Source organism: Coleofasciculus sp. FACHB-1120, from assembly GCF_014698845.1.
GTDB lineage: Bacteria > Cyanobacteriota > Cyanobacteriia > Cyanobacteriales > FACHB-T130 > FACHB-T130.
The window spans coordinates 1-17,368 of record NZ_JACJTV010000025.1; the positions used below are offsets into that span (position 1 = coordinate 1).

The 17,368-nt window shown below is 46.9% G+C and carries 16 protein-coding genes; 5 read left to right on the top strand and 11 right to left on the bottom strand.

Annotated elements, in window-relative coordinates:
* Nucleotides 1-645 precede the first annotated feature (645 nt).
* The 5 genes from pyk to H6H02_RS19445 form a co-directional block, all read right to left on the bottom strand.
* Nucleotides 646-2,430 carry a pyruvate kinase gene (gene pyk / locus H6H02_RS19425; protein ID WP_190820781.1) on the bottom strand — a complete coding sequence of 595 codons (1,785 nt, stop codon included), beginning with the start codon at nt 2,428-2,430 and terminating at the stop codon, nt 646-648.
* A 146-nt stretch (nt 2,431-2,576) separates the two neighbouring features.
* Nucleotides 2,577-3,152 carry a pentapeptide repeat-containing protein gene (locus H6H02_RS19430; protein WP_190820782.1) on the bottom strand — a complete coding sequence of 192 codons (576 nt, stop codon included), beginning with the start codon at nt 3,150-3,152 and terminating at the stop codon, nt 2,577-2,579.
* A 65-nt stretch (nt 3,153-3,217) separates the two neighbouring features.
* Nucleotides 3,218-4,510: a pentapeptide repeat-containing protein gene (locus tag H6H02_RS19435; protein WP_190820783.1), complete on the bottom strand. Its 1,293-nt coding sequence runs from the start codon at nt 4,508-4,510 to the stop codon at nt 3,218-3,220.
* Between the two features lie 33 nt (nt 4,511-4,543).
* Nucleotides 4,544-5,902, bottom strand: a complete 1,359-nt coding sequence (locus tag H6H02_RS19440) for a sorbosone dehydrogenase family protein (protein WP_190820784.1) — start codon at nt 5,900-5,902, stop codon at nt 4,544-4,546.
* Between the two features lie 117 nt (nt 5,903-6,019).
* Entirely contained in the window at nt 6,020-7,105 is a 1,086-nt protein-coding gene (locus H6H02_RS19445) for an RNA ligase family protein (RefSeq protein ID WP_190820786.1), read from the bottom strand.
* A 213-nt stretch (nt 7,106-7,318) separates the two neighbouring features.
* Between H6H02_RS19445 and H6H02_RS19450 the strand changes: the two genes are divergently transcribed.
* Complete coding sequence (locus H6H02_RS19450) at nt 7,319-7,534, top strand: hypothetical protein (protein ID WP_190820788.1); 216 nt, start codon at nt 7,319-7,321, stop codon at nt 7,532-7,534.
* Here H6H02_RS19450 and H6H02_RS19455 read toward each other — a convergent pair.
* Entirely contained in the window at nt 7,531-7,692 is a 162-nt protein-coding gene (locus tag H6H02_RS19455; RefSeq protein ID WP_190820790.1) for a hypothetical protein, read from the bottom strand. The genes H6H02_RS19450 and H6H02_RS19455 overlap by 4 nt on opposite strands.
* A gap of 366 nt (nt 7,693-8,058) precedes the next feature.
* Between H6H02_RS19455 and H6H02_RS19460 the strand changes: the two genes are divergently transcribed.
* Together H6H02_RS19460 and H6H02_RS19465 are read left to right on the top strand one after the other, a co-directional pair.
* Nucleotides 8,059-8,385, top strand: a complete 327-nt coding sequence (locus H6H02_RS19460) for a DUF433 domain-containing protein (RefSeq protein ID WP_190820792.1) — start codon at nt 8,059-8,061, stop codon at nt 8,383-8,385.
* Nucleotides 8,386-8,388: 3 nt separating this feature from the next.
* Nucleotides 8,389-8,724, top strand: a complete 336-nt coding sequence (locus H6H02_RS19465) for a DUF5615 family PIN-like protein (RefSeq protein WP_190820794.1) — start codon at nt 8,389-8,391, stop codon at nt 8,722-8,724.
* 48 nt (nt 8,725-8,772) lie between these two features.
* On the opposite strand, the gene H6H02_RS19470 is transcribed toward H6H02_RS19465, so the two are convergent.
* From H6H02_RS19470 to H6H02_RS19485, 4 genes are all read right to left on the bottom strand, one after another.
* Nucleotides 8,773-9,456: a chromophore lyase CpcT/CpeT gene (locus H6H02_RS19470; RefSeq protein ID WP_199329359.1), complete on the bottom strand. Its 684-nt coding sequence runs from the start codon at nt 9,454-9,456 to the stop codon at nt 8,773-8,775.
* 15 nt (nt 9,457-9,471) lie between these two features.
* Nucleotides 9,472-9,888: a hypothetical protein gene (locus H6H02_RS19475; protein WP_190820796.1), complete on the bottom strand. Its 417-nt coding sequence runs from the start codon at nt 9,886-9,888 to the stop codon at nt 9,472-9,474.
* Nucleotides 9,889-9,936: 48 nt separating this feature from the next.
* Entirely contained in the window at nt 9,937-10,779 is an 843-nt protein-coding gene (locus tag H6H02_RS19480) for an FAD-binding domain-containing protein (protein ID WP_190820893.1), read from the bottom strand.
* A 148-nt stretch (nt 10,780-10,927) separates the two neighbouring features.
* Complete coding sequence (locus H6H02_RS19485) at nt 10,928-11,611, bottom strand: S-layer homology domain-containing protein (RefSeq protein ID WP_190820798.1); 684 nt, start codon at nt 11,609-11,611, stop codon at nt 10,928-10,930.
* Nucleotides 11,612-12,209: 598 nt separating this feature from the next.
* On the opposite strand from H6H02_RS19485, the gene H6H02_RS19490 reads away from it, so the two are divergent.
* On the top strand, nt 12,210-14,006 hold the full coding sequence (locus tag H6H02_RS19490) for a serine/threonine-protein kinase (RefSeq protein WP_190820801.1): 1,797 nt from the start codon (nt 12,210-12,212) through the stop codon (nt 14,004-14,006).
* A 378-nt stretch (nt 14,007-14,384) separates the two neighbouring features.
* Here H6H02_RS19490 and H6H02_RS27735 read toward each other — a convergent pair whose 3' ends face one another.
* Complete coding sequence (locus H6H02_RS27735) at nt 14,385-14,507, bottom strand: hypothetical protein (RefSeq protein WP_277922578.1); 123 nt, start codon at nt 14,505-14,507, stop codon at nt 14,385-14,387.
* Between the two features lie 275 nt (nt 14,508-14,782).
* Between H6H02_RS27735 and H6H02_RS19495 the strand changes: the two genes are divergently transcribed.
* Nucleotides 14,783-16,996, top strand: a complete 2,214-nt coding sequence (locus H6H02_RS19495) for a polysaccharide biosynthesis tyrosine autokinase (protein ID WP_190820803.1) — start codon at nt 14,783-14,785, stop codon at nt 16,994-16,996.
* Nucleotides 16,997-17,368: the final 372 nt, after the last annotated feature.

The window sequence follows — 17,368 nt, forward strand, 5'->3', positions numbered from 1 at the left end:
ATTAAGAAGGCGTTGGGCTAACAAATCTTTAAACATCTTTATCGAGGCTTTAGAGGCATTTCGGACAGCGATGTCTTTCCGTTTTGTAGAATGGCTGAACCACAACTAGGACGTATTTTTGGCTTACAAAGCTGCTTTGGGCTTTATCTGGGCTTAAAATCTGTTTAAGTCCTATTAAGGATGTCACGCTCCAAAAAGATTACCCTCCTCGTCGAGGGGGATATGCCCCGATTAGTTGGGCAATCTTTAATTGGTTTGTGATTACTTTAGCTCGTCGTTTAGGCTGCCGTACTGTTCCCGATTGTATCCGCGCTCTCGCCAATCAGGTTCACCAGGTTTTTCTCTGGCTAACATGAAACCACCCTGCTTTTCAAGGGGGATTTAGGGGGATCGGAGAGCGTTTCGCATCCTGTACGAGATGTGTGTACACGGTAGTACAAGGGACGGGGGGAAAGATCCCTTCCAGATAAAAAATTCCTTCTTCCCGCTCCTAATCGGAGCGGGAAGAGAGAGGCCAAGGGGGCTGGAGGTCATGTTTTTTGTTGTCTGGTGTAGTAAAAATTAAATCCTTGCTTTCTTTACCTCATTGTGAGGGTTTGGGGGAAAGCGCGATCGCTTATGAAAGATAAACAGACGGGATCGCACTTAAACTGGCAGTGCCGGAGTCGTCGGAGAAGTCCCTGCCATCGCCCCCGAGTAAACCAGACCCCGTTGCATATCTAGCGTCAAAATTGCCCCATCCCGAATCATTTCCGTCGCCTTCTTGACGCCCACAATGACCGGCACCCCAAGGCGTAAGCCAATCACAGCTGCATGACTGGTTAGGCTTTCATCCTCTGTAATAATCCCAGATGCCTTGCGAATTGCTTCCACATAATCGGCATTTGTGCCGGGTACTACCAAAATTTCCCCATGATTGAAATTTCCTACCTCTCTAGCAGTGCGAGCTACTCGCGCTCGACCGCTCACCGATCCCTGACCAATCCCAATTCCCTTACCGAGAACGGATGTCACCACCTCAACTTTAATCAGGTCGGTTGAACCAGAGATGCCTTGGAGCGTCCCGGCAGTCATTACCACCAAATCTCCTTCAGCCAGTAGATGTTTCTCCAGCGCCACGTTGATTGCTGCTTGGAACGTCTGACCCGCAGAAGGTAAATCCAGCACCAGAAGTGGCTTCACGCCCCACACCATCTGCAACTGCCGCGCCACATCCACATGGGGAGTCACTGCCAGAACGGGCGTAGAGGGTCGAAACTTAGAAACATTTCGGGCAGTGGCACCGCTTTTAGTCAACGACATAATCGCTGCTGCGCCTAGCTGCTCGGAAATTTGACCAACCGCCTGACTAATGGCATTCGTGATCGAGCGCGTGGTGCCCCGGACGTTACGGGCGATTTGTTCTTGCTCAATCCGCACGGCAATTCGCGCCATCGTCTCCACCGCTTCGACGGCGTATTTACCCACCGCTGTCTCGTTGGAGAGCATCACGGCGTCGGTTCCGTCCAAAATTGCATTGGCGACATCGGAAATTTCAGCACGGGTGGGACGGGGATTGTTCACCATGCTGTCCAACATCTGAGTTGCCGTAATCACCGGAATCCCCAGTTGATTCGCTGTGGCAATCAACCGCTTTTGCAGGATTGGGACATCTTCCGCAGGCAATTCAACGCCCAAGTCACCACGAGCTACCATGACACCATCGCTGAGCGAGAGAATGGCTTCCATTTGGTCGATGGCTTCGTGCTTTTCAATCTTGACAACCACTGGCACTTGCTTACCAGCACTAGAAATCAGCTCTTTAATTTCCAGTACATCCTGGGGGTTGCGGACAAAGCTCAGCGCTACCCAGTCAACGCCTTGGTCAAGACCAAACATCAAGTCTTTACGGTCTTTGTCAGTCATCGCCTTGATTGACAGATAGACGCCGGGGAAATTCACTCCTTTGTTATTAGAAAGTGGGCCGCCGACGACAACGCGACAGTGCAATTCCCGCGCCGTGCGGTCTACCTGCTCCACCCGCATTTCCACTTTGCCATCGTCCAAGAGAATCACTGCCCCAGCCGGGACTTCATCTGCTAGAGGTTCGTAGGTGACAGAGCTAATTTCTTGGGTGCCTGGGACGAGGTGACTGGTTAGAATAAAGCGATCGCCCTTATTCAGGACGATAGACCCCGTTTCAAACCGTCCCAAACGAATTTTCGGGCCTTGCAAGTCTTGCAAAATGCCCACCGGCTGATTCAGTTCAAAAGCCGTCTGGCGTATCAAGCGAATGCTACGCTGATGGTCTTCATGAGTTCCATGAGAAAAGTTGAGGCGCAGGGTCGTCGCACCCGCTTCAATTAAAGCCCGTAAGACCTCTGGACTACTGGTAGCAGGGCCAATCGTAGCGACAATTTTTGTCCGGCGCTGGGGATTTCGCAGTTGCATGGGGCAAAATTCAGGGAGAGCAGAAGAGGACTGCGTGTAACAGGAAAGCAAAGGGATACTATCACATTTGTTCCAACTCCTATTAGGGCTTTGGAGCGGATTCCCCTCTCTACTGTGTGGGTATTATACTAAAAAGCTTATTGATTTTACGGGTTTATCGGTTCGCTGCGGTCTGGGTTGAGGGGTTGCCCGGTCTCAGGTGCCGGTTTCTTTTGTGCCTCAGCAAGCGGCTTGTAAACTAGACCGGAAGGCATGATTGTCCCGGTGAGATCGGCACCTGTCACGTCAAATGCTTCCTTTGCTTTGACTCCTTGTAGACTCGCATACTGCAAGTTTGCAAACCGCATCTTCGTACCGCTAAGGTTCGCGCCATTGAGAACCGCATTGTTCAAATTCGCCTTCTCCAAGGTGGCTGCTGTAAGATCGGCTCCAGCTAGCACGACACTGGTGAGATTGGCATTGAGTAGATTGGCACCCTTCAACTTGGCACCGCTGAGGTCATACCCGGTCAAGTTCACATTGCTCAAGTCACAAAATTGGCATTCTTTATAAATTAATAATCTCTGAACGTGTTCTGGATTCTCTGCTTTGACCGACACTGCAAAGCAGATAGGCATCAACAGGGCGGTCGCGAGGATTCCTGGTTTCATGGGAGGGTAGCCAACTGAGGAGATGAGTATTGATTGAACTGCCAAGACGCTCTCTGCTCGCTTGGTAGCCATGCGCGATCGCTTATAGAATGCACACGATCGGAACAAAAGAGTCAATGGGGAGAGAATGCGATCGCTCAATATCCCTTCAATCCAATGACACCTTTGAGCTTAGCATCCTTCCAGTTAGTACCCGTTAGGTTGGCATTCGCTAAGCTCGCTTGACCCAAATCTGTTTGAGTCAAGTTGGCATAACTCAGATTAGTATTTCCTAAATTGGCACCCCTGAGATCGGCACTGGTGAAATTGGTGTAACTCAAATTGGCTCCTGTCAAAATAGCATTCGTCAGATTGGCACTTTCTAGATTGGTACCCATCATCGACGCACCGCTTAAATTGGCTGACCGCAAATTCGCCCCGCGTAAGTTTACACCGCTGAGATTCGCACCGCTGAGATTGGCACTATCCAGATAAGCATCCAGGAGGTTAGCACCCGCTAAATTAGCGTTGGTGAGGTTGGCAAGCGGCAATTTGGCATTGGTTAAATCAGCATCGTTGAATTTAGCACCCGTCAAATTGGCACGATTGAAACCAGCACCCGTCAAATTGGCACCCGTCAAATTGGCACCCGTGAGCGTAGCACTTTGCAAATTCGCTGCTGTCAGCGACCCTTTTTGCAGATTGGCACCCGTGAGAATTCCACCATTTAAGTCAGCATTATTCAAAGAAGCCTGACTCAAATCAGCATTGCTCAAGTTGACACTATCCATATTGGCAGTCTCTAACTGGGCATTATTCAACTTGGCACCTGTAAGATTGGCACCGGCTAAGTTAACAATTTGCATCTGAGCATCTTTTAGGTTTGCCCCGCCTAAATTGGCACCCGAAAGATTCGCTTCTATCAAATTAGCTTGTCCGAGATTTGCACCGACTAACTGAGCAAAATTTAGTTGAGTTTGGGCTAGCTGGGCACGCTCTAGCTTAGCGCCCGTGAGGTTCGCGGCATATAAGTTTGCCCCTCGCAATTTAGCGTCTGTTAAATCAGCAACAATTTTATTTGCCGCCGCCAATTTTGCCTGTCTCAAGTTCGCCTTTTCCAAATTTGCGGCAGTTAGTTTGGCACCGTTGAGCTGGGCACCCTCAAGCTTAGCGCCCGAAAGGTCAGCAGCCGTTAAATCCGCACCGTCAAGCTGGGCATTCTTCAAGTCGGCGTTTCTGAGATTAATCCCCCTGAGTTGGGCATCTTTTAGGTCACATCCAGGGCAAGTTTTCAGCGTCAGTAACTTTTGCACGTCTTTGGAGTTTGCTGCTTGGGCTGGGGTTGGTAAGCCAAGCGTTAACACTCCGACGACTGAAGTCGCGGTTAAACAAACCAAGCCCGCGAAGGCGGGCTTAAGGACAGCGAATTGATTAACTGGTTTTGGGCGCATGGGGCAGTTCTTTGAGCCGCGATTAACAACTACTCAAGAGCCACGATACTGGATGCGGTAAATCCGGTTATTGGCTTCTTCCGTCAGCAGCAAACTCCCATCGGGTAGCACGAGTAACCCCACCGGACGCCCCCAGGTGGTTGGGACAGAGGGGTTAAGCAGGAACCCAGTGAGAAAGTCTTCATAGTAGCCCTGAGGACGCCCGTTAGAGAAGGGGGCAAAGACAATTTTGTAGCCGGTGCCTTGGTTACGGTTCCAGGAACCGCGAAAGGCGACAAAAGCGCCATTGCGATATTTTTCTGGAAAGGTATTACCGTCATAAAACTGCAATCCCAAAGCAGCGGAGTGGGCTTGGAAAAGAACGTCGGGCGTCTTTGTTTTCGCTACCAGGTCGGGACGTTTGCTCTTTCCGTTGACCAGATGACGCGGGTCAAGGAGATTTGGTGCCAGGTAGGAGTAGGGCCAGCCATAGAATTCTCCCTGTTGAATGCGGGTTAGATAGTCGGGTACCAGGTCGTCGCCCAGCCCGTCTCGTTCATTCACTGCGGTATAAAGTTCGCCAGTGGTGGGGTGAAAGTCGAGTCCGACTGGGTTGCGTAAACCGGAAGCAAAAGTTTGCTGATTGGAACCGTCTAGGTTCATCATCTGTACAGAGGCGCGAGGGATGGGTTCTTCGGAAGCGTTGGATGCCGACCCAATTGAGACGTAGAGCTTTTGCCCATCGGGTGAGGCAACGACATTGCGTGTCCAGTGCTGGTTGTAGCCACCGGGGGTTAATTCAGCGATTTTTTCGCCGGTTCCGGTGAGTTGTTGTTGTCCTTGCGTGTAGGGATACCGCCGAACTTCGCCTGTGTTGGCGAGGAAGAAGTATCCGCCCGCAAAGGTCATACCAAAGGGGATATTTACCCCATTTTGGGAACTGGCGAAGGTTTGGCGGACATCAGCGACGCCATCGCCGTTGGTGTCGCGCAGCAAGCGAATCTGGTTTTGTCGAGTTTCGGTGACTAATACATCGCCGTTAGGGGTGAGTGCCAGCCAGCGGGGTGCATCTAATCCATCGGCAAAGACGTTGACGACGAAGCCAGCCGGGACGCGCAGGGTGGGGTTTTGCGGGATGGGCACTACGTTGGGCGAATTGGAGGCACTGTCGCTGGCGTAGGGTTTGGGTAAGTTATTGAGGGTGATGCGAATCGGTTGGGGTGTGAGTGGTTCGGTTCGCACCACGTTGTTGGTTTGTGTCGCTTGGGAAAGCTGTTGGTTCGGCTGTGCCGGAGTTTCTGTCGGTTGTTCGGTTGGTTGGGTTGTCTGGGTGTCGAGGGATGCCTGAGTTGAGCCACAGGCGGCGGCTGTAGTCAGGATGAGCAGAAGCAGCAAGAAACGTATCGATTTCATGTCAACAAGGTGGGAACTCTAATTCCAGGGTAGTCATTGAAGACTAGAGTGCGATCGCGTCCTTAGTTGCACGAGTATTGGTTAATTACGGCTCGCCCTAAATCTTTTTCTACATAATTATTGTTTGAAGTAATTACTCATCAATTTTTTTGATTCCTGCTCCACTTGCTCGATTAGAGTTTGCTGACTTTTTTTTGGTAAGGTTTTTAAAATGCTTTCATAGGATTCATTAAATGCTTCCAACACGTCATTTACGAACAATTGAAAAACTTTCTCCAGCTTTTTTGTGTCTTCCCCAGAAACCCGCCCTACTTTCGACATAGTATTAATCAATCGATTTTCTGTAACTAGCGCAAGCACCGCCTCTTTCAACCATCTTTCATCACCAAAAGAGTTAGTAGCTGTTGCTGATTTTTGGCTAGTCCATTTCTCTGCCTGATGATATCGGTTTTCTTCAGCAAACTCTGGAATTTTTCTCTTCAAGACAGGTCTAACTCTTCCCTTGGGCGTATCTATATAGATTGACTTTACAGGTTTAATGACAATGCCTTCCGCCTTATTGCTAAACGGCAATTTTGGTAAACCTAATAAGGCAGGAATGGTAGATTCAAACTCTATATTCTGTGCAACTGCTTGTTCATATTTTCCGATAAATAGCGGTTTTGCAGACAGCATTTCTACTTGCTGAAATATTTTTAGCGCTTTGTCATAATCGATATAATCTCGCTTTGCAGCTTTGCTATTCTCTTCAACAGCAATATCAAAAGCACAAAACTCGATTTTAGGTGAATAATAGATGCCTGTTTGGACAGCCTGCACGTTAGGAGTAACGGGCACATCTGGATGCGGATATTCTCCACCAAATAATTCCCCATATACAGAAACTATAAACGTTTGAGGACGTTCAGCCTGGAGATTCTGGAAAATATCTTTAACTTGTTGAGCTAATTTAATTTGAAGGGATTGATGCCCAAAAAAGTCTTCATCTGGCTGCAAGAACTCTTTTCTTTTGGCAAAGCGAACTTCCGAGCCATCAGTGATTATACAAAAATTAGCTCCGTGAATTTTTTCAGTTACCACCCAGGCAGTTTTCTTAAAAGCGCGAAAATCTGATTCTGCCAACTTCCAATTATTCGGGTTTTCCGGTATTTTTTCATAGCTGATATGCGTCCAGCCGGTGAAGTTGCTTTCTTGTTTGTCCATCGGTTTTATCTTTTTGGAAAGAAGCTGAGAGAATGCGATCGCGTATCTGGTTGAGAGATGCGATCGCGCTTGAGCCGCTTGTGCGTTGAGTGCCTATGTAATTCAGATCACTCGAAAGGCTGAGAATTTTCACACGTTACTCATCGAAGCGATCGCTCGGCGGGACGGAAAGGGGTGAGATATTAAATATCGTAGAGTTGACGCCCAACAACCATGCTTCCCCAAATCCAACTGCTCCCCGGTGCTATCTCTGAAATCCTAGCCTCTGTCAGCGAAACTGGTATTCTGACTCTGGCTGACCGTTATGGACTGATGGCAGCTGCTCTGGATGAGTCCTTGGATGAAGAAGAAAGAGGTTGCGTCAACAGACTGCTGCGTTCTGTACTCAAAGGACGGGTAACAGTAGTGGCTGACCTCTCTGCTGCTTAATCCCGAAGTAAGGAAATGTGCATTGCTGCTGCCAGGACAATGGGCGTTGAACTCAGCAGCGATCGCATTCTAAAATTTTGAACCAAAATTGCAACTAGAGGAAGCTTCAGACTGAGCGAGAGCGATCGCGTGGTTGGCTGAAGGGATGCGATCGCCATCTGATTCCCTCATGTACCTGAGATTTCAACTCCAGGCACATGAGGGTAGGTATCTAGTTGTCTTTGACTTGCTCAGAACAGTTGGGATTGCGATCGCTTAACCTACTTGACCAATTTCGTTAACAACACATCTACAAGCGCCTCGCCCATTTGAATTAAAAGCTAGATAATGAAATCTATCGAGATGACCTCAATTGCTTAACTGTGTGAAGTGACTCCCGCAGTACGACAGGAAAGTGAGGACATATTGTTATTATCCATTCCCGAAATTGAGAAGCCTGGACTAGGTATGAGTCCGAGGCGAGCCAAGCGGACACACCCTCAAATCTCAATTAGATATTCCTTTATAAAAAAGTAATATTAACTATGACAATCAAAGAATTAGAAAATCAACTTCTTGCCTTGAACTCAGTTGAGAAAGCTGAAGCCATACAGATATTAACCCAAACTTTAAGTAACGGTTCACAAGGAATTACTAAGACTCCCACCGTGTGTGGCGGTGATGCCTGTATTGCGAAAACTCGCCTTCCAGTTTGGCTGTTCGTGAGTTTGCGTCAGCAAGGTGCAAGCGATGCCGAACTTCTAAAGTTTTATCCCCATCTTAGTGCTGCTGACTTAGTGAATGTCTGGGCTTATGCTGATGCACACCCAGATGAAATTGAAACAGCACTGCAAGAGCAAGATGAAGCATAATCGATGGCAAGTCTCTATGCTGATGAACAAGTTCCGTTGCCAGTGGTGGAATTGTTACGCACTTTAGGTCACGATGTTTTGACAGTTCAAGAAGCAGGGAATGCCGGAATGTCTGACCCAGAGGTGTTAGCCTTTGCAGGGAGTAACAATCGTGCAGTTTTGACCCAAAATCGGCGCGATTTCATCCGATTACACATTCAACAACCTGACCATGCTGGCATCATTGTTTGCACAGCGGATAAAAACTTAGAGAAGTTAGCAACACGCATTAATGAGGCTATTTCTACGGAAAAAACTTTGAGAGGTAAATTGATTCGGGTGGTGCGTCCGCAGGGATGAAGAAGCGATCGCGAGTTCAACGAATATTACAAAAAATGGCTAGCAAATTCACCGACTCGCGTTTGGCTTAACCCATCGAAACTGATAAGGTTCGCCTTTTGATCCCCAAACTTGATTACCAGCGGCATCAAAAGCCCGATCTAAAGTGTCCATTCCCGTAGAATGCAAGACAATTCGGTTTGTTACTTTGACAGCGCCTTTATAGTCGCTGGGACAACCCGCCTCTGGTGTCTCGCCAATGTAGTGATCGCCGTCGCGTTTCAAGAATACACTACACTTGGCAGAACCAACGTCGCTCAATCTCACAACCCGCTTGGCTTCTGGCTGACTGCACAACCCAATGAAAGCTTCTGGGGTTGGGGGTTTAAAGGATTGCGATTCAATGCTTTGATTATCGGTAGTGGGGGCTATTTTCAAGAATCTCTGCCGGTAAGGTTTAGCAAGATTCTCAGACATGGCTTGTTCTTGATAGAGAAAAACTGTCTGGGGATTTTTCTTAGTATCCGCCACACTAACTTTACAGGTCGTCATTCTCACATTTGGAGCTTTTGGTTTGGCTTGCGCTTGTGCAGAAGTATCCATCACTCCTACCAAATGCGACACCACTTCCCCGACTTGCTGCTGAATGGGTAACGATGCTTGGAGGTTGTTCGCCGGACACGAATAAGCCGCTGTGCCAGTTGAGGAGACAAGGGCGATCGCGATCAAACTCCGAGTTCTTGTATTCTTCACAATAGTCTCCCAGTGCTAATCAAAAACATAACGTTCGGCAACGCGCCAGTAGCGAGAAAAGCGCTTAAGGTCAATATATCCGTCGTATTTCACAAACGGCTCAACAGGTAACACTTCGATAGGCAGCGATTCCTCAATTTTGTCGCAAATGCGGTCAAAACGGGGGCTAGGACTTTCTGTTGTAACGATTCCATCGGCATTGTGTTCCTTGGCACAAGCGATAACTTCAGCAGCGACATCCCCGCGTCGAATCGTTACTGGAAGTTCTAGCAAACATTCATAAATAAAAGTAATTCGCTTGAGACTCAGCTGCCACTCTTCAATCAAAGCATCATCCCAAACCCATATTGCAGGGCTTTCAGGGTAGGCTTGCAAGGCGGGATTTTCCGGACTTAAAACATCTCCATGCACCCAAATAATCGGCTGTTTCATTAATTCAAGACTCACGCACTCAAAACTCACGCACTCAAAACTCGCGCACTACCGACGCTTCTTCCCGCGCTGAAAACTCTTGCTACCGCCACTTCGATCGAAGCTTTGAGCTTTAGGAAACAATCGCTTCTCTAGTTCATCGTAGCTGCCCTCGAAGTCACAATGACTGTACAAAGGGCATTGGCGACAATAGACGCCATCCGTATAGCGTTCTAAGTTCTCCCGGTTAAAGAAATAAGGCTTTTGGCTAAAGGTGCTGGCAACCCACTGCCAGGAGAGATTATTGCTGGCTGGATCGCCATCCAGTAAGTGTTGCAAAAACCATCTTGCCCCGACTTGCCAACGAATCCGCCGCCAGTGAACTAAGTAAGCGGCTAGCCACATTCTCCCGTGGTTGTGCAGGTAGCCAGAGGTGTGCAAGTCGCGGCTAAAACTATCAATACAGACCATGCCGGTGCTACTTTTATCAACATCTTCCGGTAACTTTTCGGCATAGTCTTGGGCTATGTAGCCTGTCTTGTAAGGCTCTTGGTCTTCCCAAATGTCGTTTCCCAGTTTGGCATAGAGACGCTGCCAGTAATCGCGCCAGCCGAGTTCGTTGATGAGTTTTTGTGCGTCATCTCGGTTTTCCACTTTGTCCAGCACAGCATCCCGCACTTCTGCCAAGCTCAAGACGCCGTAGCGGAGATAGGGCGAAAGGCGCGTGACTGCGCCACTAAAAGAATTGCGCGTTTTGGCGTAACGGGCGGGATTTACTTGACTTAAGAAGGCTTCTGCGGCTTTACGTCCTCCTACGGTGGTAGCGATCGCGTCATCGCGTTCGGTAGCGGCGGGGAATTGTTCGCGCAGATAGGTAATTAAATCGTCGCGGCTGGCAAATTCCCGCCGCATATCTCGATTATTTGGCGTGGCGTTCATCGGTTAGCGATCGCTCCAAACTGATCGTTCCAAACTTATCGAGTGTATCAAGCGAATCGCCTTCTCGCGTTCGTCAAAAGCAAAAAACCCGCTTTCTCAAAGAAAACGGGTTTTTTGGAACTCACTGGATTGGTAAACTCGCTGGCGAAGGTAAATCTTCTTCCAACATCGGTGCGGGTGCTTCTTGTCGTTCCAAAAATTTACTCAAGGCGTAAGCCATATCTCCTCTCGTCATCGGATTTAGGGGATTCAGATTACCTTGTTCATCGGTATTGGCAAATCCCTCATAAAGTGCAGTTGCCATCGATTTTTTAGCCCAATCCGGTATATTTCCTGAATCTGGATACTTCGCCAGAATTTTAGCAACGGTGTCATTGGGAAACTGAAATACACCGTGAGCTTGGGCAAAGATGGATAAAGCTTCAGCGCGATTGATTTTTTGGTTGGGGAAAAACATATCTCCCCGATATCCCTTCATAATGCCAGTTTTTAAAACTGTCTGAATGTCGTTATATGCCCAGTGGGAAGAAGGTACATCTTGAACTGAAATAACTTCTTGTTTGGTGGCACCCGCTCGTTTATCAAGCTTAAAAGTTTTGACCAAAATTGAGGCAAGTTCTGCACGACTGATGAATTGTTCTGAACGAAACTGTCCATCAGGATATGCAGTCATTAATTTGGCAGCAATCACCTGTTCGATAGGGTCAGAGGGGGCATCTGAAGTAGGTTGTGTTTGAGCAGAAACAACTGCTGGAAAACATTGTAGAAGCCCCAATAGAGAAAGAGTGCCCAGGATCTGACGCATAATTAAAATCACTTTTCAGTTGCTAACTTCACTGTATAAACACTGTAACCAAGTCTTCATCGCCCATTCGGGTCAATCCAAACGGGGATGTTGGCGATACAGATGGTGACGAATCTGGAATTTGCAAAGTTGCAAGCAGTGCTAAAAGCGCAGATGCCTGCAAGGAGCAGCGCTAAGAGCCGATAGGAGGAAGAAGGCGATCGCAACAATCAGCCTAGATACTCCCAACCTAGACAAGCGCAACCTCTCGAATTATTAACTACCTTAGGAATCTCCAGATTAGCTTCTGATCGCTGTGTCATAATTACAATCCCTAGATATCAAGTTCTTAACTAGGTGTAGCTCACCCACTTTATTTTTATGAACTTTCACAGCGAAAACAGAAATTCCTACTCCTAAGCTGGTGAACTAGGATGAGAAGGGACAACTGGGAAGAGGGGAAAGATGAAGTCTCAAAAAAGGCGTACACCCACTTTCTTTATCGGCTATCCCTGGTTTGCCGGATTGCGCGGCTACTCGCTCTAGCGGATGCCGCTAACTGTAACTGTTCGCGTAGCAGTTGCATAAAATCATTCAACCTGCGTTCGTTCTCTCACACATGAGCAACTTTCCAGACTTATCCAGCCACGGTTATCAGGTCGTCCGAGAATTAGGACACAACCGCGCCGGTGGTCGAGTAACCTACCTGGCGCTCAATCTGAAAACACGGCAACCCGCCGTCATTAAAAGGTTTCAGTTTGCTAAAATCAACGCCACCTGGTCAGACTACGACGCCTACCAGCGTGAAATTCAAGTGTTACAGGGGCTGAATCATCCCGGAATCCCCCGCTACCTGGATTCCTTCCAGACATCCGATGGATTTTGTATGGTTCAGGAGTATAAAAAAGCACCGTCTTTAGCCGTGCCTCGTAGCTTCGATCCCGATGAAATAAAGAAAATTGCAGTTTCTTTATTAGAAATTCTCGTTTATCTGCAAAATCGCATTCCCACTGTTATTCATCGAGATATTAAACCTGAAAATATCTTGGTTGATAGCAACATCAATGTTTTCTTAGTTGATTTTGGTCTGGCTCGAATTGGGGATGGGGAAGTGACGATGAACAGTGTGGCAAAAGGAACTTTAGGGTTCATGCCGCCCGAACAATTATTCCATCGTCAACTCACTGAAGCCTCAGATTTATATAGTTTGGGAGCAACGCTGATTTGCTTATTAACTGGCATCAAATCTGCTGAGATCAGCCAGTTAATTGATGATGATTATCGAATTAATTTCAAGCATCTCGTTCCCAAACTCAGTCTGCGGTGGATTGACTGGTTGCAAAAGATGGTGGAAATTAAACCAAAAGACCGCTATCCTAACGCAGCGATCGCGTTGGAAGCACTCAATCCCATTTATGTGATTCGCGTACCAGAAGCGAAGCTGAGTAAACCCATCCTGGAATTTAAGGCAAGAAAATTAGGTGAAAGGGTGACTCAAACAATCGCAGTTACAAACTCGATTCCTGATACCCTTCTGGAAGGAAATTGGGAAGTGGCACCCCACGAAAGCGATCCCCCTCATACACCAGATACTCACACTTGGATTTCTTTTGATTTCGTTAAGTTTGAGAACAATCAGGCAAAGTGCAAAATCAATGTGAATACCAGCCGTTTGATGGCAGATAAAACCTACGAGCGACATCTGTTATTACACACAAATTCTCTGCCAGAAACTCACGATATTACTGTTAAGATTCAGACTGCGCCAGTTCCGATTGCGAACAAAAAACTACCTTATATCGCTCTCGCTTTACTGGTGACACTTGCTGCTTCAGCGGCTTGGATTGAGGGAATCGCTTGGGGCGGAACGATTGCCCAAGTTGGGGCGATGGGTGTGGTAATGGCTGGGTTTGTAACGCTGTTTGTCGCTGCATTTGGTGTGGCAGCAGCGGCTACGGCGGCGGCTGGGGCTGTGTTTGTCGCTAAGCTTCTGTCCAAGTATAAAGTTAAGTTTGCGGGTATAGACACGGTGGTAGCTTTATTGGTGGCGGGAATTGTCGCTTTTTTTGTGACAGGTTTTGGCGAGCAGTTTAGAGCGGCAAATTCGGCGGCGGTTGGGTTTGAAACGGTAGATTTTGCTGTATTTATGGCTGGGTTTGGGGCACAGAGTCTAGCCGTTAGTTGTTTGAAAAGAGGATTTAGTCCCAATCTGGCGATTGGGGTGTCGCTATTAGCAATGGCGTTAGGCATGACTTTAGGAATTGGCTTCCAAGTTGGGTTGCTAAATCCTTTGGTGATGGGCGCTGTTTTGGCAGTTGGTTTGCCTTTGGGAACCATCTTGTTTTATCCCCCTTTTGAGCGGGCAAGGTTGATTGGTAACTATCGCAAGTTTGAGCAACATTTGATTAAGCCGTAGTCAGGAAATTTGACTCACGCCGGGTGCAACTTTTTTCAGGGAGTTCGGGCAAAGGCTTTCAACCTGTTTTACAGGTTGAAAGCTTTAAGGTAAGAGATTTATCTTCAAGCTGAGGGACAGTCTCATTCAGGCAGGAAGGATATTCATGCAGTGAATCCTGGCAATCGTCCTATTTGTTAAGGCTGGTGGTAATCTCTTTGGGTAAAGAATAATTGTATGTTTATACAGATATCTCAGAATTTTGAGAGCGATCGCAAAAAGCAGAAATATGTTCCCAGATATTTGTGACAAATTAATCTTCCAGTTACTCCGGTAATCGTCCCAAAAACTGTCTCCGATATGACCTAAAATATTTCCGAATCAATTCTTTGAGTCATTCTATAGCGATCGCGCAGTTAATCCTGCTTTAAGATGTAAGCTTAAGGTGCTTTCATCCAAAGCGATCGCACTTCTACTCTTTGCCATACTCCTGTTGTGCGTCAGCACCAAAACAAATTTCAAGAGCCAGCTCTTGTTAATCCCTCTTATCTAGAGCTGCCAGCCGAATGCTACGGCATACAGCTTTAAGCTCATCCTTTGCTTGATTAACAGTTTTTTTAATCACTCCAACTTTCACTAGCCTTGTTAGGATACAATTGTCGGCTGAGTAAGAACTACCAGATGCTGCCTCTTGATAAGCGAGGAAATAGTCTACACTGCAAGGACTCGCTTCTGGGAGCGGCTAATACACCTGCCTCCAAAACAACCTTATTACCACTCTCCTACACGAGCCTCTTATGGAAACTAGACAATACACAGAAGATATAGATTTTAAAAAATACTGGCTTATCCTCAAACGGCGTTGGCTACCCGCCACCACCGTCTTTGTATTTACAGTTTCAGTCGCTACCGCATTTGCATTCTTAAAAAAGCCTACCTACGAAGCCGAAGGGAGGCTTTTGTTTAAGAAGCAAAATACGACTTCTGCCTTAGTCACAGAGGCAGGAGCAAAAATCGGACAGTTGGAACCGCTAAACGTCTTAAACACGCCTCTAGATACAGAAGCAGAGATAGTCCGTTCTGAGCCTCTGATACAAGAGACGATAAAATCCCTAAAGCTAAAAGACCAAAAGGGAGACCCTCTAAAAACGATTGATTTCCTAAAACAGCTTACGGTAAAAGGAATCAAAGGAACTGATGTTTTGCAGATATCCTTTAAAAGTAAAGATCCCGAAGAAGCTGCAAAGATAGTCAACAAGGTGATGACTCTGTATCGCGAGAAGAACATACTGAATAACCGCGCTCAAGCAGCTGCGGCTCGCGAATTTATTACGAAGCAGCTACCCAAGACTGAAGCGAATGTTCGTCAAGCAGAAGCCGCTTTGCGTAGTTTCAAAGAACAGAATAACATTGTAGCTCTAGAGGAAGAAGGAAGCTCAGCGGTAAAAGCGATCGCAGAGCTAGACAGCAAAAAAGCTCAAACTCAGGCTGAACTTGAAGATGCAAGTGCTAGAGTCGCCGCCTTTCAAAATAAGATAGGTCTGAATTCACAGCGGGCTATGGCACTAAACTCGCTTAGTCAATCTCCCGCAGTTCAGCAAGTGTTGATAGAACTCCAAAGAATTGAAGGGGAGCTGACAGTCGAGCGTACCCGCTTTCAGGATGAAAGCCCCAAAATAATTAATCTCGAAAGTAAACGAACGGCATTAAAAGGTTTACTACAGCAACGGGTAAACCAGGTTGTTGGCAGTAACCAACAAGTGTCCGGAGAAAATTTACAAATTGGTGAACTTGAGCAAAAACTAACCGCAGAATTAGTCAATGCAGAAGTGCAACGCTTAGGTTTGGCGAATCAAGTCGGTTTTCTATCTCGCGCTCAGTCGGCATACAAACAAAGAGCTAACATTTTACCTAGATTACAACAGGGTCAGCGGGATTTACAACGGCAAGTAGAAGCCGCGCAATCTACCTATCAAATTCTTTTGAAAAATCTTCAAGAGGTACAAATTGCGGAAAATCAAAATGTAGGTAACGCTAGTTTAATTGCCGCCGCTACAGTTCCAGAAAAGCCCGTAGGTACTCGCAAGATAATCATCCTAGCAGCCGGAATTGTGGCAGGCAGTCTACTTTATGTAATCACTGCTTTCCTTGTAGACCTGAAAGATCCAACCATCAAAACCGCCAAAGAGGTACGAGAGTTATTTAAGTATACCGTCTTGGGAATGGTTCCTTCTTTGAAGAAAAAAGTAACTTTTCGCAGTAAGAAGCTAGAAAGAATTGTTCCGCAGCTTCCCGTTAGAGATAATCCACATTCGGTGATTAGTGAAGCTTACCGAATGCTTCAGGCAAACTTGAAGTTTCTCAGTCCAGATCAAGAGCTGAAAGTCATTGCGGTGACAAGTTCTGTTTCTAAGGAAGGCAAGTCTACGGTTTGTGCCAACTTGGCTATCGCTATGGCTCAACTGGGAAGACGAGTTTTATTAATAGATGCGGATCTGCACCATCCCATGCAGCATCACATCTGGGACTTGACTAATGCAATGGGTCTGAGCGATGTCATCGTTAATCAAGCTGAGTTTGAGATGGCGGTGCGCGAAGTGATGGATAACCTGGATGTGCTTCCTTCGGGCGTAATTCCTCCTAATCCTTTGGCTCTTGTTGACTCAAAACGGATGGCTGGATTAATTGAAAATTTTTCTAAAAACTACGATTTTATAATCCTTGATACGCCTCCAATCGTTCTGGTGGCAGATGCTCTGGCAGTAGGCAAGATGACCGATGGTATTTTATTGGTAGTTCGCCCAGGCGTGGTTGATACTGTCAGCGCTGCTGCTTGTAAGCAATTTTTGGTGCAATCAGGTCAGAAGGTCTTGGGTTTGGTCGTCAATGGTGTGATTGTGGAAAACGAACCTGATAGTTATTTCCACCATGCCAAGGCATACTACAAGGAAGATGCCAGTACGCCAAAAATGCTGACAGCGAAGGCTCCTAAAAACAGCGATCGCTCTTAAACAAGCATTCGTCGATACTTCTAGATCCAACCATAAGCGTACCGTTGTAGAGACGTTCTCTACGCTTATGGCAAATCATCTTCTCCTAACCGTTTTCGGGGTAGGGGAATTTTGTTATGGGAAAGGGGCTAGTCCCCTTTCCGGGCAGAGAAGACCGCTGATATACACTTGCTCAAATGCCGTTACTCAAATGCCGTTACGTTGATAGCTCTCCCCCGATAGGAAAAGTAAGCAAATTCGCTCTTGCAGGCTGCTACTGCGGATCGGTAAAGAAATATTTTTTAAGTAAAGAATATTAAATAAAATTGTATTTTTGTATAGTGACTGTCAAATTCCACTTTGAACTTTTAAATACGGACTTCATTCGCAGTT